The 21,211-nt window shown below is 58.5% G+C and carries 15 protein-coding genes, 1 tRNA gene and 4 pseudogenes; 12 read left to right on the top strand and 8 right to left on the bottom strand.

Features of this window, described 5'->3' with window-relative positions; translation table 11 throughout:
- The 6 genes and pseudogenes from MMG91_RS06210 to MMG91_RS06190 all read left to right on the top strand — a co-directional run.
- On the top strand, positions 1–3,228 hold a 3,228-nt coding region (locus tag MMG91_RS06210; protein WP_310659067.1), incomplete at its 5' end, for a condensation domain-containing protein.
- Positions 3,229–3,837: 609 nt separating this feature from the next.
- Positions 3,838–4,668: a helix-turn-helix transcriptional regulator gene (locus tag MMG91_RS06205; RefSeq protein ID WP_310659066.1), complete on the top strand. Its 831-nt coding sequence runs from the start codon at positions 3,838–3,840 to the stop codon at positions 4,666–4,668.
- 108 nt (positions 4,669–4,776) lie between these two features.
- Positions 4,777–6,195 carry an AdeC/AdeK/OprM family multidrug efflux complex outer membrane factor gene (gene adeC / locus MMG91_RS06200; protein WP_310659065.1) on the top strand — a complete coding sequence of 473 codons (1,419 nt, stop codon included), beginning with the start codon at positions 4,777–4,779 and terminating at the stop codon, positions 6,193–6,195.
- A 402-nt stretch (positions 6,196–6,597) separates the two neighbouring features.
- Positions 6,598–6,822: pseudogene (locus tag MMG91_RS28905) on the top strand (HesA/MoeB/ThiF family protein); the annotation flags it as partial.
- Between the two features lie 14 nt (positions 6,823–6,836).
- A pseudogene (locus tag MMG91_RS28900) lies at positions 6,837–7,271 on the top strand (metal ABC transporter solute-binding protein, Zn/Mn family); the annotation flags it as partial.
- Positions 7,168–7,509: pseudogene (locus MMG91_RS06190) on the top strand (DUF4198 domain-containing protein); the annotation flags it as partial. The pseudogenes MMG91_RS28900 and MMG91_RS06190, both read left to right, overlap by 104 nt.
- 30 nt (positions 7,510–7,539) lie before the next feature.
- On the opposite strand, the pseudogene MMG91_RS06185 reads toward MMG91_RS06190, so the two are convergent.
- From MMG91_RS06185 to MMG91_RS06155, 7 genes and pseudogenes are all read right to left on the bottom strand, one after another.
- Positions 7,540–7,884, bottom strand: a pseudogene (locus tag MMG91_RS06185) (integrase arm-type DNA-binding domain-containing protein); the annotation flags it as partial.
- A 222-nt stretch (positions 7,885–8,106) separates the two neighbouring features.
- Positions 8,107–8,182: transfer RNA gene (locus MMG91_RS06180), tRNA-Gly, on the bottom strand.
- Between the two features lie 62 nt (positions 8,183–8,244).
- Positions 8,245–8,805: a CDP-diacylglycerol--glycerol-3-phosphate 3-phosphatidyltransferase gene (gene pgsA, locus MMG91_RS06175; protein ID WP_052964322.1), complete on the bottom strand. Its 561-nt coding sequence runs from the start codon at positions 8,803–8,805 to the stop codon at positions 8,245–8,247.
- A gap of 33 nt (positions 8,806–8,838) precedes the next feature.
- Positions 8,839–10,662 carry an excinuclease ABC subunit UvrC gene (uvrC, locus tag MMG91_RS06170; RefSeq protein ID WP_310659063.1) on the bottom strand — a complete coding sequence of 608 codons (1,824 nt, stop codon included), beginning with the start codon at positions 10,660–10,662 and terminating at the stop codon, positions 8,839–8,841.
- Positions 10,663–10,664: 2 nt separating this feature from the next.
- A complete protein-coding gene (uvrY, locus tag MMG91_RS06165; RefSeq protein ID WP_008015884.1) occupies positions 10,665–11,306 on the bottom strand; it encodes a UvrY/SirA/GacA family response regulator transcription factor in 642 nt (213 codons plus the stop codon).
- A gap of 127 nt (positions 11,307–11,433) precedes the next feature.
- Entirely contained in the window at positions 11,434–11,877 is a 444-nt protein-coding gene (locus tag MMG91_RS06160; protein WP_305502158.1) for a GNAT family N-acetyltransferase, read from the bottom strand.
- Complete coding sequence (locus MMG91_RS06155) at positions 11,878–12,636, bottom strand: carbon-nitrogen hydrolase family protein (RefSeq protein ID WP_310659062.1); 759 nt, start codon at positions 12,634–12,636, stop codon at positions 11,878–11,880.
- Positions 12,637–13,262: 626 nt separating this feature from the next.
- Here MMG91_RS06155 and MMG91_RS06150 point away from each other — a divergent pair.
- Entirely contained in the window at positions 13,263–14,351 is a 1,089-nt protein-coding gene (locus MMG91_RS06150; protein WP_310659061.1) for a 3-deoxy-7-phosphoheptulonate synthase, read from the top strand.
- A gap of 59 nt (positions 14,352–14,410) precedes the next feature.
- On the opposite strand, the gene MMG91_RS06145 is transcribed toward MMG91_RS06150, so the two are convergent.
- A complete protein-coding gene (locus tag MMG91_RS06145) occupies positions 14,411–15,463 on the bottom strand; it encodes a hypothetical protein (protein ID WP_305445793.1) in 1,053 nt (350 codons plus the stop codon).
- Positions 15,464–15,802: 339 nt separating this feature from the next.
- Between MMG91_RS06145 and MMG91_RS06140 the strand changes: the two genes are divergently transcribed.
- From MMG91_RS06140 to MMG91_RS06120, 5 genes are all read left to right on the top strand, one after another.
- Positions 15,803–16,684, top strand: a complete 882-nt coding sequence (locus MMG91_RS06140) for a triacylglycerol lipase (RefSeq protein WP_310659060.1) — start codon at positions 15,803–15,805, stop codon at positions 16,682–16,684.
- Between the two features lie 151 nt (positions 16,685–16,835).
- Entirely contained in the window at positions 16,836–17,117 is a 282-nt protein-coding gene (locus MMG91_RS06135) for a peptidylprolyl isomerase (protein ID WP_310659059.1), read from the top strand.
- Positions 17,118–17,253: 136 nt separating this feature from the next.
- Positions 17,254–19,122, top strand: coding sequence for an extracellular solute-binding protein (locus MMG91_RS06130; protein WP_310659058.1), 1,869 nt, complete (start codon positions 17,254–17,256; stop codon positions 19,120–19,122).
- Positions 19,122–20,183 carry a microcin C ABC transporter permease YejB gene (locus MMG91_RS06125; RefSeq protein ID WP_305502166.1) on the top strand — a complete coding sequence of 354 codons (1,062 nt, stop codon included), beginning with the start codon at positions 19,122–19,124 and terminating at the stop codon, positions 20,181–20,183. Before MMG91_RS06130 ends, MMG91_RS06125 begins: the two co-directional genes overlap by 1 nt.
- Positions 20,183–21,205, top strand: a complete 1,023-nt coding sequence (locus tag MMG91_RS06120) for an ABC transporter permease (RefSeq protein ID WP_305445797.1) — start codon at positions 20,183–20,185, stop codon at positions 21,203–21,205. The genes MMG91_RS06125 and MMG91_RS06120 overlap by 1 nt, the downstream gene beginning before the upstream one ends.
- Positions 21,206–21,211 lie beyond the last annotated feature (6 nt).

Below are 21,211 nucleotides of genomic sequence, written 5' to 3'. Positions count from 1 at the left end.
TACCTGGGGCGTAACGACTTCCAGGTGAAGATCCGTGGGTTTCGCATCGAGTTGGGGGAAATCGAAAACGCCCTGGTAGCGTGTCCAGGCATCCGTGAAGCGGTGGTGATCGCTCGCGAAGACAGCCCGGGAGAGTCGGACAGCAAACGTCTGGTCGCCTATGTCTGCGGCGAACCTGTGCCGGCCGAGCAACTGCGCAGCGCGCTGTTGAACGGTCTGCCCGAGNAAAACGCCCTGGTAGCGTGTCCAGGCATCCGTGAAGCGGTGGTGATCGCTCGCGAAGACAGCCCGGGAGAGTCGGACAGCAAACGTCTGGTCGCCTATGTCTGCGGCGAACCTGTGCCGGCCGAGCAACTGCGCAGCGCGCTGTTGAACGGTCTGCCCGAGTACATGGTGCCCAGCGCCTTCGTGCACCTCGACGCCCTGCCCCTCACCGCCAACGGCAAACTCGACCGCCGGGCCCTGCCCGCGCCAGGCCAGGAGTCCCTGGCCAGCAAGGCCTACGAGGCGCCCCAGGGTGACACCGAAGTCGCCATCGCCGAGATCTGGAAAGGCTTGTTGCATCTGGATCAGGTCGGGCGCCATGACGGTTTTCTAGAACTGGGCGGCCATTCTCTGCTTGCCGTGCAATTGCTCTCGCGACTACGGCGCAAGCTCGGCGCGCGGATCACCTTGCGCGAGTTGTTCGACGCGCCGACGGTACGCGGCCTGGCGTCACTGGTCAGCGCCGCCTCGCCGACCGAGTCGCAGTCGATTCCGCTGGCCAACCGTTCGGGACGCTTGCCGTTGTCGTTCTCTCAGCAACGGCTGTGGTTCCTCGACCACCTGGACCACGCCGCCGGTGCCGCCTACCACCTTCCGCTGGCTTTGCGCCTCAAGGGGGCGCTGAACAAACCGGCATTGCACGCCACCCTGGATCGTGTGGTGGCACGCCACGAAACCCTGCGCACCCGTTTCGAATTGGTGGACGGCGAACCGCTGCAAAAAATCGCTCCAGCCGATTACCGCTTCACGCTGGAGCAAGAGGATCTGCGCGCACTATCGGCGGCTGAGCGGTCGGCGACCCTCGCCCGCCTCGGCCAGAGCAATGCGACGCAGCTGTTCGACCTGAACCACGGACCACTGATGCGCGGCCATCTGGTGCAGTTGGCGGACGAGGAACATGTGCTGTTGATGACCCTGCATCACATCGTTTCCGATGGCTGGTCCAACAGCGTGCTGGCGCATGAGGTGAGCGTGCTCTACACCGCGTTCAGCCAGGGGCGCAAGGACCCGTTGCCCGCCCTGGCGCTGCAATACGTGGACTACGCCGCCTGGCAACGAAACGCGCTGGAAGGCTCGGCGCTGCAGGCTCAGATCGACTTCTGGCGGCAACATCTGGAGGGTGCGCCAAGCCTGTTGAACCTGCCGCTGGATCGCCCGCGTCCGGCCATTCAAAGCTATGCCGGCGGTATCGTCGACTGCGTCTTTTCACCCACACTCAGTGCCGATCTGCGAGCGTTCAGCCAGGCCCGGGGCACCACGTTGTTCATGACACTGCTGGCCGGCTGGTCGGTGCTGATGAGCCATCTGAGCGGTCAGCATGATGTGGTGATTGGCACCCCCGTAGCCAATCGTCAGCGTCCGGAACTGGAGCCCTTGATCGGCTTCTTCGCCAACACCCTGGCATTGAGAGTCGCCACCGGGCGTGAAACGAGTGTTGCTGAGCTGTTGGGCCAGATCAAAAACCTGACCCTGGCCGCCTATAACCATCAAGACCTGCCGTTCGAGCAAGTCGTGAGCGCCCTGCAACCGACCCGCAGCATGAGCCACAGCCCGTTGTTCCAGGTGATGTTGAGCCTGAACAATACGCCACCGGCCCCCCTGCAATTGCCGGGATTGGAGGTGGAGTCAATAGAAAGCGCCCACCGCACCACGCAGTTCGACCTGTCGCTGTCACTGATCGACAACACCGACCGCATCAGCGGCAGTTTGCAATACGCCAACGACCTGTTCGACACCGCGACCGTACAAAACATTGCCGAACTGTTCGCCAAGGTGCTGGAAAACCTGGTGGCCGATGGGCAGCAGTCGATCGGTCATCTGTTGGGCGACACGCCGACGCTGGTCCGTTCGACCAACGCCGTGGTCGTGCCACCCGCCGCCGAAGACAGCCCACCCCCGGCGTTACCTTACGAGGCCCCCCAGGGGGACACCGAAATCGCCATCGCGGCAATTTGGCAAGACTTGTTCAAACTGGAGCGAATCAGTCGGCATGACGACTTCTTCAGCATTGGCGGCATTTCCTTGATGGCGGTCCAGATGGCCTCACGCTTGCGCAAGGTACTCGGCAAGCCGGTGGCGATTCGCGACCTGTTTGTCGAGCCGACCATTGCCGGGTTCGCCTGGGCCCTCGACGGCCAGGCACGGCCAGTGTCTCGCAGCAATCTGGTGCCCATCCGCCGTACCGGCTCTCAGCGCCCGCTGTTCCTGGTCCATCCTCTGGGCGGCGAAGTGCAATATGCGCGGGATCTGGCTCCGTCGCTGGACCCACAAGTGCCGGTCTACGGCCTGGCCGCCAGCGGCCTGGTGGCGGGAGAAGCGCCGCTGTCCGACGTACCGGCCATTGCGGCGCGCTACCTGTCGGCGATTCGCCAGGTCCAGCCGCAAGGTCCGTACCGAATCGCCGGCTGGTCGGCCGGCGGTTTGATTGCCTATGAGATGGCTCGGCAACTGCAGGCCGGCGGCGAGCCCATCGACTTCGTGGGCATCATCGATGCGTCGGCACGCCCTGCTCCGACACCGAATGAATCCGTGAGCGAAGCGCAGTTCCTGATGGCCTGGCTGCCCGAGCAGATCGATGACGAGGTGTTCCGACAACTGACAGCGCTGGCGCAAAACGCGGACATCGAGGCGATGTTGGCCCTGTGCATCGCCAACCGCTTGCTCCCGGAGGAACTGCCTCACGATATCGATGCCGGGTTGTTGCGCAGCCACCTTGGGGTGGCCTATGCGACACGCCTGGCCATCGGCGCCTACGTCAGCCCGCCCACCTCGCTCAAAGTGTCGCTGTTTACCGCGAGCGAGCAGAAACGCAGCGATCCAACCCTGGGCTGGGGTGCGTTGCTCAAGGATCAGGTGAGTGTGACGACATTGCCCGGAACGCATAACACACTGGTCAGGGCCCCCCATGTGAGCGCTCTGGGCGAGGCGATTTCCCACGCATTGAAAACCGATACGGCGTCATAAACAGGCCTGGTTGTACGGCGATAAACACGCCGTACAACCCAGGGTTTGTATTCAGCAGAAAACTGCCGTTTTCAACGAAAAAAAAGCTGAAATATGGGGAAAACTACCCATAACTCAGGGCAATAAATAGAAAATAAATCTTAAAACGTGATTTTTTTGACAGCCATAGAAAATTTCTTCCATGCATTTATCCCGGGAAAATCAACCCAAAAAGATCACACGGAAATAGCGAAGCGCATCTATGCAAGCAACCCAACTCATTCTTTTAGCTAAATATTTTTCTTTAAAAGCGCTCACCACCACGAACTCTCCTTAGCCGCAGCCATAGAAAAAAACCTGCGCGATCTCCGTGTTCAACAGACACCGCCAACTAAACAGCGCCAAGTCAATGGCGTAGGATGTCCCTGTTTTCCACTACAGACTTTTCCTACGAAGGAACGCTTAATAACCCTACAGGCTGAATCGTTTTTGTGGACGGATCCCACAGGTGATATCTGACTCCCTAGGTATCAATTCCAGAAATAGCTGCAGCAATGGGTATCGAGTCGGATTTCATCCGTCAACGCCCCCATGAACTACAAGCAATTTCGAATATGCAGGATAAGCATAATGACTCAACAAACGAGTGTTGTTAGGAGTGTGGAAAAAACACACATCTACTTAGAGCTGGGAAAACTGATTTCAAGTGTTGGACAAGAAAAATTCCTGACGAATATGCACCAGCTGATTGTGACTTCGGTAGCTGTCAGTCGGATCGTTCTGAGTGAATGGACAGTTGACGACACACAATCAAATATTGTCGATGTGCAACTCTTGGGCTACGCCGGATTGCAGGAAAGCGCGCAAATGCATTCCGCTTGCCCGACCAGCGCCAAACAGCGTCACGATCATCCCTTGGTAAAAAGAGTGCTGGAAGTAGACGATGCCCTGTTGATTCATCTGAACGGGCGGATAAAAAACGAGAACGGCAATAGCTGGCTCGGTGTATCCCATCAATGCAGTCTGATTTCACGCAAGGCCAATCGTCGTTGCGTGATCTCACTGCACCGTCCCCGTGATCACCGCGATTTCTCCCTGCGAGAGCTGTCCTTTTTGAAATACCTCTCGGAGACACTGCTGCCGCTGGCGGAACGACATGCACATATCAATCGTCAGTCCAGTGCCAGGAACCCTGGCACCGCTGCGGCCCATTCGCTCAATGCCTTTGAACAGACGCAGTTGCAGCGCGAGTTCGATGAACGGCTGATGCCATGCGACGTAACCCTTTCGGTGCGTGAAAAAGAAGTCTGTCTGGGGCTGCTGGCCGGGGGCACCGTACCGGAGATGGCCGAAAAACTCTGTGTCAAAAACAGCTCCATCGAAACCTATCTCAAACGCGCCGCCGCCAAGTTGGGTGTCAGCGGACGACATGGCCTGGCCAAGTGGATGATCGGGTCATGACGACTCGCCACGGGCAACGGCAGACAAGGTAAACCTCGCCTGTGCCTCAGAGGCACGGGCAGTGTGACCGGATAACGACCAGGAATTTCCAGACAATGAGACAGGCCGATGTATAAATCCCTGAGCCCCTTGGTGTCCGCTGCATTCATCCTTGGCGGCTGCTCGCTGATCCCGGACTACCAGCGCCCCGAGGCCCCGATAGCCACACAGTACCCGCAGACGTCCGCCTACGCCCCGGCCCTGTCGGGTCCAATCGGCGCCGATCAGGGGTGGCGAGAGATGTTCCGCGATCCGGTGCTGCAACAACTCATCGAAAGCTCGCTGCTCAACAATCGCGACTTGCGGGTGGCGGTCCTCAACGTCGAGGCCTATCAGGCGCAATACCGAATCCAGCGTGCCGATATTTACCCGGCGATCAGTGCCAATGGCTCAGGTTCGCGCCAGCGCCTGCCATCCAGCCTGACGCAAACCGGTGACTCCGCGATCAGCAGCTCGTATTCGGCGACGCTGGGTATCAGCGCCTATGAACTGGACCTTTTCGGACGCATACGCAGCCTCAGCGAAGAGGCCTCATTCATCTATCTGTCCAGCGAAGAAGCCCGCCGCAGCACCCAGTTGAGTCTCGTGGCCAGCGTTGCCAATGCCTACCTGACCTGGCGTGCCGATCAGGAGTTGCTGAAGTTGACCCAGGACACGCTCCAATCCTACGAGCAAAGCCTGCGCTTGACCGAACGCACCAATCAGGTCGGTACCACTTCGGCCCTGGCCCTGAGCCAGTCGCGAACCTCGGTGGAAAGCGCCAGGGCCAGCCTGGCCAAATTCCAGCGCCAGGTTGCCCAGGACCTCAACAGCCTTGCATTGCTGGTGGGCACATCGGTATCGGACGACCTGCCCAGCCTCCCGCTGGCGTCCGACTTGCTCGCCGAAGTTCCCGCCGGCCTGCCTTCGGACCTGCTGCAACGACGCCCGGATATCCTCCAGGCCGAATACCTGCTGCAGTCAGCCAACGCCAACATCGGTGCGGCCCGTGCCGCGTTTTTCCCGAGCATCAGCCTGACCGCAAACGCCGGTAGCTCAAGCAGCGAATTGTCCGGACTATTCAAGGGTGGCTCCGGCGGCTGGTTGTTTCAACCGCAAATCAACATCCCCATTTTCAACGCCGGCAGCCTTCGGGCGAGCCTGGACTATTCGAAAATCCAGAAAGACATAAGTGTTGCGCAATATGAGAAGTCAATCCAGGCAGCCTTTCAGGAGGTCGCCGACGGCCTGGCCGCACGCAAAACCTTCCGCGACCAACTCACCGCGCAACACGACCTCGTGCAGGCCAACCAGGACTATTACCGTCTGGCCGAACGTCGTTATCGCATCGGCGTAGACAACAACCTGACCTTTCTCGATGCGCAACGCTCCCTGTTCAGCGCCCAGCAAACATTGATCATTGACCGGCTGGCGCAACTGACCTCCGAAGTCAATCTGTACAAGGCACTGGGTGGGGGCTGGACAGAACGTTTGAATGCGACGTTATGAGGATAATGAACATGAACACCTTCCAACCCGGCGAATACGTTCGCCTGCGCTCGGGTGGCCGAAAAATGATGGTAAAGCACCCAGCATTCGCCTCCCACCTGCCAGGGACGCCACTAGTGCCTTGCGAATACCGCGCAAAAAATCACAGGGTTCTGGGCTTCTTTGCTGCCCATTACCTGGTCCCAGCCCGGCCTTGAACCACCCATGGCGGTGGCGTGGCCAAGACGGTGCCCGACAACCGCACTATCACCCTGGAAGAAACATCGTCGCCTTGGTGACCGCCGTCAGGGAGGCCAATTTGTACAATTTGGTGGTACCCGTCCGAATTACATTCCATGCGTTATCTACCGTCCAAGGTTGAGATAGCACGCTGAGGGACAGCAGCGCCTCAAAGACAGCAAGGTGCTGGTGGTCGGTGCCGGGGGGCTGGGTTGCCCGGTACTCCTGTACCTGGCAGGTGCTGGCGTCGGGACGATCGGCATCATTGATAACGACATCGTCGACGTGAGCAATCTGCACCGACAAATACTCTATTCGATTGCCGATGTAGGCGACCTGAAAGTGTTGGCAGCCTTGCGCCGCATCAACCAGTTGAACCCCGACATCGTCGTCCACACCGTTGCCACGACGCTGAACCCGGACAATGTCCTGTCGCTGCTGGCGAACGCGACGTCGATGGCGGACTGTCGCCGTACGCCTGGCTCGGCCCCGTCAACGCCATGCGCATGTCGGCGATTATCGCTACCGACCTGGCACGCCTGTCCCCCTTCGATGCGCCTCGGATAGAGCGCAACCTCGCCGCACTCAAAGACCGATTGCGCCAGCTCAAGGCCAACTACGGTGCCCGGCTGCGATTCAGTCCTCCGACATTTCAAGGTGAAATCGACCATGCCGATCCAACGACGACTGCTCCAAGCACTTGCCGCCGTAACATTAGGCTGCCTGACAGGCGCTGCACAGGCCCATTTCCAGATGCTCTACGTCGAGGAAACGGCGCTGCCGCGTGCGGACAAACTGGAGTTCGCGCTAGTGTTCACGCATCCCTTCTCCGGCGGCCCCACCATGACCATGGATGAACCCCGCGCCTTCAGCCACATCAGCTCGCACGGCGGGGAAAAAATCGATCTGCGCCAATACTTGCGCCCTGTCCAGTGGCAGAGTCGCGATAACCAAACGACTGCCTATCGTGCGTCGATTCCACGGGAGTTGGTGCGCTCACTGGGTGACCATATCTTCGTACTCGAGCCCGAGCCCTACCTGGAAACCGAGGAAGACGTCTACATCCAACAGTTCACCAAACTGATCGTGAACGTGGGCGGAGTACCCGGCAACTGGGCAGAACCACAAGGGTTGCCGGTTGAGATCCAGCCACTGATCGAACACGGCCTCGAAGGTATGCTCTGTCGCAAAACGAACAGCACGGCGCTGCTGTTTACGGTGCTCATAGGGATTGATGCCTTGGGCAACCAAGGCACGCGCTTCATCACGACGGGTACGCGCTTCTTTGAGGCTAATTTGCGGGTAACAACCCAAGGACATGCGCTTCTGCTTGCCCGTCCAGTAGTAACGGAAAAGCCAGATCTTTCCACCGCTGGCCGTCACATTGAGCGTGAGGCCGTCACTGTCACCGAGCGTGTAGTCAATACCAGTGATTCGGGCGTACCGAATAGACATTTCTGAGAGTGCCATCGCGAGCTCCTGAACAGAGTCAGGACTAGATGCTCATCTCGCTACACAATCTGCTCCAGCCATAAACCGATTCAGTGCTCGTCAGAATCCTGGACTCAATCCTGGACTTAAACACACCGGATAGTGCTGGATTTCGGTGGTTCCCGCCGAAACGAAAAAAGGACCCGAAGGTCCTGATTTCAATCACTTACAGAATTCAGTGGAACTCTGCAGCGCAATATTTGGAGCGGGAAACGAGACTCGAACTCGCGACCCCGACCTTGGCAAGGTCGTGCTCTACCAACTGAGCTATTCCCGCGTCTTGGTGAGGCGCATTCTATAGAATCCTGATGCCCCGTCAACCCCTTGATTCAAAATAGTTTATTTCTTTTCCACGTCCGTCTTCAGATGCGGCCAGGCGGCCCGCAAGTATTGGACCATGGACCACAACGTCAGGCCAGCGGACACCAGCAGCAAGGCGTAACCCATCAGTACCCAGAAGGTGAAGTCCGAAGGGTTGGCCAGCAGGATCACCAGCGCCAGCATTTGCGCGGCGGTTTTCCATTTGCCCAGGTTCGACACCGCAACATGGGCGCGGGCACCGAGTTCGGCCATCCATTCGCGCAGTGCCGAGACGACAATTTCGCGACCGATGATAACGGCGGCCGGCAGCGTGAGCCACAGATTGCCATGCTCTTGCACCAGCAGAACCAGGGCAACGGCGACCATCAACTTGTCTGCAACAGGATCGAGAAAGGCCCCGAACGGTGTGCTTTGTTCCAGACGACGGGCCAGATACCCGTCGAGCCAGTCGGTCGCGGCGGCAAATGCGAAGACCGAGGCGGACGCCAAATAGCTCCAGTGGTAAGGCAAATAAAACAGCAAAATGAAGATCGGGATGAGCAGGACGCGTAGAACGGTAATCAGATTAGGGATATTCATCGGCACAACTGGCTACGAGGTGAGTTGGGCATTCTACTCGCTGTGCAGATTTGCATAAATCAACTCTGCGAGCTTTTTGCTGATTCCGGGTGCTTTGGCGATCTCTTCGATGCTGGCACGAGACAGCTCCTGCAATCCACCAAAATGTTTCAACAAATCGCGTCGACGCGTCGGACCGACGCCGGCAACGCCCTCAAGCGTAGACGTACGGCGAGTTTTTCCACGACGTGCGCGGTGCCCGGTAATGGCGAAACGGTGGGCTTCGTCGCGGATCTGCTGGATCAGATGCAGTGCGGGGGAATCGCCGCGCAAGGTAAATTCATGGGCCGCATCGTTGAGGTACAGGGTTTCGAAACCGGCCTTGCGCGTCGCGCCCTTGGCCACACCCAGGAGAATCAGGTCGGGCACAGCCAGTTCGTTAAGCACGTCACGAGCCATGGACAGCTGACCTTTACCACCGTCGACCAGCAGGATGTCCGGCAACTTGCCCTCCCCGTCCTTCAATTTGCTGAAGCGTCGGGTCAGGGCCTGGTGCATCGCGGCATAGTCATCGCCCGGCGTAACGCCTTCAATGTTGTAGCGGCGGTAGTCGGATTTGATGGGGCCTTCCGGGCCGAACACCACGCAGGACGCCACAGTGGCTTCGCCGCTGGAATGGCTGATGTCGTAACACTCGAGACGTTGCGGCGGCTCGTCCAGGCTCAGCACTTCGGCCAGGGCATCGAAACGTGCCGCAACGTGCTGCCGGTTAGCCAGACGCGCGCCCAGTGCTTGCTCGGCATTGGTGACCGCCAATTGCTGCCAGCGCGCTCGTGTGCCGCGCACTCGATGGCTGATGGTCAATTCACGACCGCGCAGCTCTTCGATGGCTGCGATCAGGGTCGGGAAGTCTTCGTGAACCACGTTGACGATCAACTCGCTCGGCAAGTCGCGCTCGGGACTGCTGATGAAATATTGGCCGAGAAACGCGGCCATGACTTCGGAAACGTCCTCCTCGATACCCACCTGCGGAAAGAAGTTCTTGCTCCCCAACACCCGGCCACCGCGCACGCTGATCAAGTGCACGCAGGCGCCTCCCGGGTTGACGAACGCCGCGATCACATCGACATCGCCCGTCCCGCCTTCCATGCTTTGCTGGTCCTGGACCCGACGCAGCAATGAGATCTGGTCACGCAGCTCGGCGGCACGCTCGAATTCGAGGTTAACCGCCGCCTCCTCCATGGCCGCAGACAACTCGTCCGCCAGGGCGTTGCTGCGCCCTTCAAGAAACATCACCGAGTGGCGTACATCTTCGGCATATACTTCAGGCTCCACCAGCCCCACACACGGCGCCTTGCAGCGTTTGATCTGGTATTGCAGACAAGGTCGAGCGCGGTTCTTGTAAAAGCTGTCTTCACACTGACGAACAAAAAAAGCCTTTTGCAGCAGACTCAGGCTTTCGCGAATCGCCCCTGCGCTGGGATAAGGGCCGAAATATTTACCCTTGGCCTTTTTTGCCCCCCGATGGATGCTCAAGCGTGGGAACTGGCCATCCGAGAGAAAAACATAAGGGTAGGATTTGTCGTCGCGCAGCAGGATGTTGTACGGCGGACGCCATTCCTTGATCAGCGTCTGCTCAAGCAACAAGGCCTCGGTTTCGTTGGCCGTGATAGTGGTTTCGACCTGGGCGATACGGCCCACCAGCGCAGCGGTCTTGGGGGCAAGACCGGCTTTGCGGAAATAGCTCGCCAAACGCTTCTTGAGATTTTTGGCTTTGCCGACATAAAGCAGCCGCGCATCGCAGTCGAACATGCGATAGACACCCGGCCGCCCGCTGACCGTCGACAGAAAAGCACTTGGATCGAAGATTTCAGTCATTTTCAGAGGCTGGCATCAACCATGCCGTGACGAACCGCCAGCAGCGTCAACTCGACATCGCTGCTGATCGAAAGCTTCTCGAAAATACGGTAACGGTAGGTATTCACTGTTTTTGGCGACAGGCACAGCTTGTCGGAAATGATCTGCACCTTCTGACAGCCGACAATCATCAAAGCAATCTGGATTTCCCGCTCCGACAAGGCGTCGAAGGGCGAATCATTGGTTGGCTGGAACGATTTGATCGCCAATTGCTGGGCAATCTGCGGGCTGATGTAGCGCTGCCCGGCAAACACCAGGCGAATGGCCTGGACCATTTCCGGCAATCCGGCGCCCTTGGTCAGGTAACCTGCAGCCCCTGCCTGTAACAGGCGGGTAGGAAACGGATCTTCTTCGCACACCGTGACCGCGACGACTTTGATGTCCGGATGACTGCGCAATAATTTGCGCGTGGCTTCAAGACCGCCGATCCCGGGCATCTTGACGTCCATCAGCACCACATCAGGTTTCAACTCACGTGCTTTAAGCAGGGATTCCTCCCCTGACTCAGCCTGGCCGACTACTTGCAGGCCATCGATGTCAGCCAGCATTCGTGTAATGCCTGTACGAACGAGATCATGGTCATCGACTACTAGCACCCTAATCAAGCAGACACCTCGCGATTTGGTCTTATTGGGTTGCCGGACACCTTAGCAAAAAGCAACTGGCAGACCTAGCGGCAAGCAGCATATAAAAAGTTTCAATTTATCTGACAAGGCTTGCCACCTGTGTGTTTCAGCGATGCAGCTCATTGATATCACGCTGCATTCTCAGGAAACACTCGTCTTTACCGACCACCTTCAAGCCCTTTCTTTCGTAGAGCACTTTCGCCGGGTTATTTTCAAAAACAGTCAGGCGTAATGCCGGGCGTCGTTCCTTGCACGCCATGGCGAATACCTGATCGATCGCCCAGGAACCGGCGCCCTGCCCCTGGTACGCTTCTAATAAATGCAATTCGCGGATATACAAGGCTTTAGCATCGCGGCTCAGACTGACATACCCCATCAACGTGTCATCACGCACAATCAGCCAGTTTTCGCGTCCCTCCCAAGCGACATCGAAGGCATCATCCAGCCACAACAGCTCATGTTGAATGTAGTAGCGAAGCATATTTCGACAAGTCAGGTCACGAGCAAAGTCCAAGTCCCGAGACGTTGCCGGACGCAATTCGAAACCCATTCAAGCCTCCGCGACCGCCACGATTTGCCCTTTCCAGCCGTCAGCATCGCGGCGAGCAACCACCATAAGATTCCCCGCCCCCGGCGCCGCCATAATCAACGTCCCGTCCGCTGCCCAGACCGCACTGCGCCCAGCCGACGCCCAGCCACCCGTTGCGCCACCATGGTTGGCCATCAGTACCGCCATCGAGTGGGTGCAAGCATAGCCTTGCAATAGCGCGGTATCTGGAGCGTAGCCGTTTTCTGTGATCAACACGCCCGCGGCATAAAGATCAGCCCCCCTCCGTGCCGCGGCTGCCGCGTGACTGGCGTGAGAAAAATCGGCGCAAACCGCCAGCGCGACGGTGTCGGTACCGATCTTCAATGTCGAACCGCCCGTTCCCGGGACAAATGCCACTTCCTCGCCGGGATGCAGATACTGCTTGCTGTAAACCTCGAGCGAACCATCGGCGCCCAATACCAGAGCACCGATCAATACCGGTGAATCGTCCGACAGACGAATCGGCATCCCAACGACACTGGTCACACCGACTTCCCGCGCGAAATCGCGCAGCGGTTGCAGCACCCCGACGTCTGGCACGATGGCCAGCTCCGCCGCCAAGCCGCGTTCGTACCCAGTCAGTGACAGTTCCGGAAACACCAGCAATTGCACGCCTTGCTCCGCAGCAACCTGCATGAAGCGCTGATGCCAGGCCATATTGGCGGCAAGATCACCGGCGATGGAGATCGATTGAGCAGCGGCAATGGTCAGTGTTGTCATGGTTCGTCCTTGTGACGCTGTGGTGGTTGGGCGCAGTGCGAAGTGTGTCACAACCCCCGACGTACTCAAGCGATAGACCCCCCATGATCATCGATAGCATTTTCTGATTGAATCCGCGTACCGGCCTCTAGTAAGCTCGGCGCATTCATCGGAGACAGACCATGCTCAACGCCCTCTCACAGCTTCGTACCGCCAGCGCCCCGCGCTCGGTTGCGGCTGCCCGGGCGAATGACGTTTGTGCTTCGGTCAGCTTTTATTTTGGGTATTGGTTTAGCCACTGGCGCGCCTGATACCTACAAGGCGCCCACTTTAAACGGGTCGCCACCAGAGAATTCTCAACCCCCGGTCGGCCTCCCGACCGGGGGTTTTGTTTTTTCAGCCCTGAACATTTTTAGCGTCAACCAGACAATTAGAGGATTCACGACATGAACTACGCCACTTATTACCGTTACGACAGTTTTACCGCCTGGCGATTTACCAGCCTCCGCTCGGGACAGCCTGCCGCCTCCGATCGGTCACCCACAGGTGGCAAGCACACACACGCAGCCAATCCGGCCAATTGTCGAACACCCCAGTAGGGCCGAGCGTGCGGGAACGAACCCGCCGCCAGCCCAGGAAGCCCGAATATGAACTCGTCCGTCTCTGCTCTGCCGCTGTCCACCCTGAGCCCTGCCAATGAAGCGCTGACCTTGCGTCTGCCCAGCTCATTGCAACTCAAACAGCAATTACCCCTCAGCAACGCCCTGACCCGGCAAGTCGCCGACCACCGTCAGGCAGTTCGCGCGATCCTCAACGGTGAAGACTCCCGTCTGCTGGTCATCGTCGGCCCCTGCTCGATTCACGATCCCCGTTCAGCCCTCGAATACGCCGCCAACCTGGCCCGTCTGTCTGCGCAAGTCAGCGATGAGATGCTGCTGGTGATGCGTGCCTACGTCGAAAAACCCCGCACCACGATCGGATGGAAAGGCTTGGCCTACGACCCGCATCTGGATGGCAGCGACGACATGGCAGGCGGTTTGACGCTGTCTCGCGAATTGATGCGCGAAATGCTCCAGCTGGGCTTACCCGTTTCCACCGAGCTGCTGCAACCGATGGCCGCCGGCTACTTCGACGACCTGCTGAGCTGGGTCGCGATTGGCGCCCGCACCACCGAATCACAGATCCACCGGGAAATGGCCAGCGGCCTGAGCATGCCGGTCGGGTTCAAGAACGGCACCGATGGCGGTGTGGCTGTTGCCAGCGACGCCATGCGCTCGGCCGCCCATCCGCATCGCCATTTCGGCGTCGATAGCCAAGGGCATCCTGCGATTATTCAGACACCGGGCAACCCCGACACCCACCTGGTACTGCGTGGCGGCCATCGCGGGCCGAACTACGACCGCGACAGCATCACCCAAGTGCACAACGATTTGACCAGGCTCAAGATCCCGGCGCGAATCATGGTCGACTGCAGCCACGCTAATAGCGGTAAAGATCCATTGCGTCAGCCAGCCGTGTTCAATGACGTGCTTGAGCAGCGCCTGCAAGGTGATCGCTCGCTGATCGGCATGATGATTGAGAGCCATCTGTTCGAAGGCTGCCAGCCGTTGAGCCCGTCGCTGCGTTATGGTGTGTCGGTCACGGACGGCTGCCTTGGCTGGGCCGGGACGGAACAATTGTTATTGCAGGCAACCGAGCGACTTCGTGCGCAGCGCCTTACTCGACAGCCAAAGTGACCAATGCCCGCCTTCCGGTTTTCAATCGAATACCGGAAGGCGGTTGACGTTATAAAGGTTTACGAGTGCACTTGAACCAACGTGGCTTCGGACTGCTGGCTCACATCATCGAGACGCTCGACCGAATAGGCTACTCGGACCGTCAAGTCCTGATGCTCACGCCAAAACCTGTAGGGAACGATAAATACAAGCGGTTGACCGGCCATTTCCCTGGAGATTTCACGATCATCGCGATGATTGAAATGCTCACCGTCACATTTCAGGTAAACCAGTTCCCCCTCTTCGGCCTGAGCATTGTCGATTACAACGGTGACACCATCGATCGCATCTTGCAGATCCAGCCAGCCCTCATCGGCTTCCAGCACGGTCGGTGCCAAAAGCGGCTCTCGTTGCAACGGGCCAATCAACAGTTTTGCAGGCTCTGAGAAGCGTGACGCTTGCCCCTTCTGCTCGACGCAATAGCTGATCGTAACGGCTGTCCCGAGATTAGGTGCAATACAGTCGGGACTTACCCAGAACGACAGTTCGCCGCCAACAGCAAAGGATTCGATTTTCAATGTGTCATTGAAACTCGCTTGTGGCGTAACACCTGCCCAGGACAGCAAGACCCGATCTCCAGCCGCCATCCGGGCATACGGTCTGATCGTTACGCGCGCGCCCTCCGTAACTCTGTCCGGATCGAGCGTGCCGCCCACCGCATCGTTCACAATCACAGGCAGCAAGTCTGGCCGGGCATCACCGACGCTCAGGTATAAACGCCCGGACTCCACAGGTCCACGAAGGCGCGCAGTGTAGAGGGTGTAATAAACCTCGAGTGACCCGCCATCCAGTGCGGCGATGTGTACGGCCGATACGCAAAAGACAATCGCCCTGCCCACCTGAGCTTCGCTGACAAAACGTGACACCTCATGCCGATACGCAACACCCTCTGAATCGATACCTGACCAGAACATGACCAGCTTGTCCCCGCAAGCCATGTGCGGGTAAGGCGTGACAGTGACAATGGCCTTATTGTCGGACGGATCGAGCGTGGCGTTATCCGCCTGATCCAGCTGTGGTGCCGCCATGCATTGCTCTACAACATTCAAACTATCTGCTTCATAAGTAGCCATTCATACACTCCAGTCCTTGGAATCAATGCCGCCTTGAGGTCGGCATCGAACGAAGCTTATTGAAACCCGCAGTGCTGATTCGCGCTGCCGGACAATCGCGTCGGCTTGCGCGGTAAAAGGACGTTTCAGAAGTAGGTCATTGCGAGGAAGCTCGCCGTCATCGCTAAAAAGATGTCCGAATATTCCGACCAAGACCTCACGCTCATCCGAACTTTCCTACCATTTCTATTCCGTTTTCATCAGGTTACAGCGGCTTTTTCATACATCGCTGAGCGGGTTGTGTGCTTTAGAGTGCCCCCTTGACCACACACCTGACCCTACTGCGAAAAAGGAATCTACATGCTACGGAATGCAACCACTCAGTATCCGATCCTGCTGGTCCATGGGCTGTTCGGCTTCGATCGCATCGGCAATCTGGAACTGTTCCATGACGTCAAACTGGCCCTGAGAAGTGCCGGCGCGAGGGTTTTCATCCCTCATCTGTCAGCCACCCACAGCAATGAAACTCGCGGCGAACAACTGTTGGCCCAGATCGATCGGGTATTGCAAGGAACCGGTGCAAGCAAAGTCAACCTGATCGGTCACAGTCAGGGCGCACTGGCTGCACGGTATGCTGGAGCGCTTGCGCCGGAGGCGGTCGCTTCGGTGACATCGGTCAGCGGGCCGAACCATGGCTCGGAACTGGCCGATTTCTTGCGCAAGGCGCTGACGCCCGGGCGCCTGCCGGAACAGGTGGCCGGAGCGGTGGCCACCCTGTTCGCCGACTTCCTGTCGTTGCTCAGTGGCAACCGACACCTGCCACAGAACGCCATCGCCGCGCTCAATGCATTGACTACCGAAGGTGTCGGCGCATTCAACGACAAATACCCTCAAGGGTTACCGAAAACCTGGGGCGGCAAGGGTCGCGAATTGGTGAACGGCGTGCGCTACTATTCCTGGAGCGGCACCTTGCAGGGAAATGTCGTCGATGAGGGGCTCCATGCACTCAATCCGCTGCACGGGTTCCTGCGGGCCTTCTCCCACTATTTCACCACCGAAGCCGAGCAAAATGATGGGTTGGTCGGCCGATTCAGCACCCATCTGGGTAAAGTGATCCGTTCGGACTACCCGCTGGATCATCTGGACAGCCTGGGCCAGACAACCGGTCAGGTCCGCCAGGGCATCGACCCGATCTCCCTGTATGTCCAGCATGCCGAACGCTTGAGAAATGCCGGCCTTTAAGCAATGCCAGGATGCCGCGCGATGTAGACGGGACTGAAATTGCCGGAATTGATATTGATGGAACTGATTTTGACGGAACTTTGAGAGAGAAATAGCCCACTGAATCCGGTAGGCTCCGCACTTTATTGAACATTGAATGGAGTATTTTCCCATGGCCAAAGCCACTGCCCGTCACATCCTGGTTTCCAGCGAAGAAAAGTGCAACGAACTCAAAGCCCAAATCGAAGCCGGCGCCGACTTCGCCGAAGTAGCCAAAGCCAACTCCACCTGCCCTTCCAGCCGCCAGGGCGGTGACTTGGGTTCGTTCGGCCCGGGCCAGATGGTCAAGGAATTCGACACCGTGGTCTTCAGCGCGCCAATCAATGTGGTGCAAGGTCCGGTCAAGACCCAGTTCGGTTATCACCTGCTGGAAGTGACCAGCCGTCAGGACTGATCAACGCTTTGAGTTTGCTACATAACGGCCCGCCTTTTGGCGGGCCGTTATGTTTTCGTTACGTGATACGGCTGGCGAGGGACGCGCCGCTAGCGTACAAATTGTGGTTATCGACCACCCGGCTCCAAGGCTGACAATGCGACTGGCTTTCCCTACTTTATTGTTCACTGCCGTGGCCCTGTTGCTGAGTGCCGCCGGTTTGTGCGCTGCACCGCAACATGCGTTGACCGTGTACGGTGAACCGGCGAAATATCCCGCGGGCTTCAGCCATTTCGCCTACACAAACCCGCAAGCGCCCAAGGGCGGCACGATGCGTCGCTCGGCGATGGAAATTGGCCATTTCGACCATATCCTGCCGTACATCGACAAGGGCACGGGTGTCACGCAGATCGACGGCTTGATCTACTCGCCTCTGGCCCAGCGCTCGCTGGACGAGCCCTATACCGTTTACCGCTTGGTGGCCCAACAGATGGAGCGTTCCGACGACGGACTGTCTCTGCGCTTCTATTTGAATCCGAAGGCCCGCTTTGCCGACGGCAAGCCGATCACCGCCGAAGACGTGCGCTACACCTTCGACCTGCTGATGACCCAGGGCAGCCTGCGCTATCGCACGCAATTTGCCGACGTCAAAGGCGTCGAAGTGGAGTCACCACTCACCATTCGGTTCGACTTCAAGAGCAACGAAAACCGTACCCTGCCCCTCGACATCGCCACCTTGCCGGTGTTTCCCGAGCACTGGTGGAAGACCCGCAACTTCGCCAGCGGCGGTGGTTACGAGCCGCCACTGGGCAGCGGGCCGTACCGGGTAAGTAAAGTCGATTCCGGGCGCAGCATCACCTTCGAGCGTAACGCCGACTGGTGGGGCAAGGATTTACCGGTCAGCCGCGGCCTGTACAACTTCGATCATTTCAGCATCGAGTACTTCGGCGATACCGACGTTGCCCGTCAGGTGCTGCGTGGCGGCGCCTATGACTACAACCGGGAATTCTCCGCCACCGCCTACTCCATCGGCTACGAAAGCCCGGCCCTGAGTGACGGTCGCCTGCAAAAGGCCCACTTGGCCAAAGAGGCACCGCAAACGGCCCAGGGGTTTGTGTTCAACCTGCAAAACCCGATGTTCCATGACCGCCGCGTGCGCCAGGCCCTGGCCATGCTCTGGGATTTCGAATGGAGCAACCGGCAGATGATGCGTGACCTGTACATCCGCCAACAGAGCTTCTTTTCCAACACCGACCTCGCAGCCCGACAACTGCCCGACGCGGGTGAGCGGGCGATTCTCGAGCCGTTGCGCGGGCAGATCCCCGACGAAGTCTTCACCCAGGTCTTCGAAGCCCCGAAAACTGACGGTAGCGGCATGATACGCGACAAACAGCTGCAGGCCCTGGACTTGCTCGAACAGGCAGGCTGGAAACCCGATGGCGATCAACTGGTCAATGCCCAAGGTCAATCGCTGAGCTTCACTTTCCTGGTCAGCCAGAATGGCATGGACCGGCTACTGCTGCCTTATAAGCGCACCCTGAAACAAATCGGCATCGACCTGAATATTCGCCGCATCGACGCCTCCCAGTACGTAAACCGCCTGATGTCCCGGGACTACGACATGATCGTCACCGGCTACCCGGTCACCACTTCGCCGGGCAACGAGCTGTACAACTACTTTGGCTCGATGGCGGCCAACGATCCCGGTTCCAACAACTACATGGTGCTGAAGAACCCGGCGGTCGATACGCTGGTCAATGGCCTGGTTCGCGCCACCACCCAGGCTGACATGCTTCGCTACGCCCATGCCCTGGACCGAGTACTGCAATGGAACTTCTATTGGATTCCCAATTATTACCCGCCAGGCAGCTCGACCGTGTGGTGGAACCGCTTCGGCATTCCCTCTGTGCAAGCGAGCAATGACGAAGCCATCGAGAGTTGGTGGGAAGTGAGCACCACCCCTTTGACCAACCAACAGATGACTGCCGAGCTCATCAAACGCGGCAAACCCGGAGGGCCGCACTGATGTGGGCTTACATACTGCGGCGCTTGCTGCTGATCATTCCGACACTGGTGATCATTCTTCTGGTCAATTTCGTTATCGTCCAGGCCGCACCCGGTGGCCCGGTGGAACAGGCCATCGCGCGCCTGCAAGGCATCGGCGGCGCAAGTGTCGGCGGCACTTCCAGCGAAGCCGTGCAGGGCAGTTCGCGTGCCAGCCGTGGGCTAGACCCTCAGTTGATCAAAGAGATCGAAAAACAATACGGCTTCGATAAGCCCGCGCCAGAACGTCTGTGGCTGATGCTCAAGAGCTACGCCCGCCTCGACTTCGGCAAGAGCTTTTTCCGCGGCGCCACTGTCACCGACCTGATTCTGGAAAAAATGCCGGTGACCATTTCCCTCGGGCTCTGGGCCACGTTGATCACCTACCTGGTGTCGATCCCTCTGGGCATCCGCAAGGCCGTGCACCACGGCAGCCATTTCGATATCTGGAGCAGCACCGCGATCATCATCGGTTACGCCATGCCGGCGTTCCTGTTCGCGATGTTCCTGATCGTGGTCTTCGCTGGCGGCACGTCGTTGAACTGGTTCCCGGTGCGTGGCTTGGTCTCGGACAATTTCGAGTCGCTGTCGACCCTGGGCAAAATCGCCGATTACTTCTGGCACCTGGTGCTGCCAGTGACGGCGCTGGTGGTCGGCGGTTTCGCGACCCTGACCATTCTCACCAAAAACTCCTTCCTCAATGAAATCACACGCCAATACGTGGTCACCGCCCGCGCCAAAGGTTTGAGCGAACGCCAGGTGCTTTACGGCCATGTGTTTCGCAACGCCATGCTGCTGGTGGTGTCGGGAATTCCCCAGGCCTTTATCAGCGTTTTCTTCGCCGGCTCGCTGTTGATCGAAGTGATTTTCTCCCTCGATGGCTTGGGTCGCATGAGTTATGAAGCCGCGGTGTCACGGGACTATCCGGTGGTGTTCGGTTCGCTGTTCATCTTCACCCTGTTCGGCCTGCTGATAAAACTTATCGGCGACCTCTGCTACACCCTGGTCGACCCGCGTATCGACTTCGCCGCGAGGAACGCCTGATGTTCAAGCTCTCGCCGCTGGGCCGTCGCCGTTTCGAGCGTTTCAAGAAAAACCGCCGGGGCTGGTGGTCGTTGTGGTTGTTTATCGGCCTGTTCCTGTTGACCCTGGGCGGCGAGCTGATCGCCAACGACAAACCGCTGATGGTCAGTTATCAAGGCTCGCTGTACTTCCCGGCGTTCAAACGCCACACCGAACAGGAATTTGGCGGGCAATTGCCATTCCAGGCCGATTACCGCAGCGATTACGTACAAAAGCTGATCCACAAGGATGGCGGCTGGATGCTGTTCCCGCCGATCCCGTTCAGCGATGACACGCCCAATTACGACCTCAACCAACCGGCACCGAGCCCGCCCTCGAAGGTCAACTGGCTGGGTACCGACGATCAGGCCCGCGATGTGCTGGCCCGGGTGATTTTCGGTGCGCGGGTGTCGATCCTGTTCGCACTGGCGCTGACCTTCATCAGCGCGTTGATCGGCATCACCGCCGGCGCGCTGCAAGGCTATTACGGCGGTTGGGTCGACCTGCTCGGTCAGCGCTTGCTGGAAGTCTGGTCGGGGCTGCCAGTGCTGTACCTGCTGATCATTCTGTCGGGCTTCGTCGAGCCGAATTTCTGGTGGCTGTTGGGAATCATGGCGCTGTTCTCCTGGCTGGCCCTGGTGGACGTGGTGCGCGCCGAGTTCCTGCGCGGGCGCAACCTGGAATACGTCAAGGCCGCCCGTGCGCTGGGCCTGACCGACCGCAAGGTGATCGTGCGGCACATTCTGCCCAACGCGATGAATGCCACCCTGAGTTATTTGCCATTCATTTTGACCGGGGCGATTTCCACTCTCACGGCGCTGGATTTCCTCGGTTTCGGCATGCCGGCCGGCAGTGCATCGCTGGGTGAGTTGATCGGTCAAGGCAAGCAGAACCTGCAAGCACCGTGGCTGGGGCTGACGGCATTTTTCACCCTGGCGCTGATTCTTTCTTTACTGGTGTTCATCGGCGAGGCATTGCGTGATGCCTTTGACCCACGATCTTGACGCGGA

This window comes from Pseudomonas sp. JL3 (assembly GCF_031570575.1).
Classification (GTDB): Bacteria; Pseudomonadota; Gammaproteobacteria; order Pseudomonadales; family Pseudomonadaceae; genus Aquipseudomonas; species Aquipseudomonas cucumis.
This window is presented reverse-complemented; position numbering and strand designations above follow the sequence as displayed.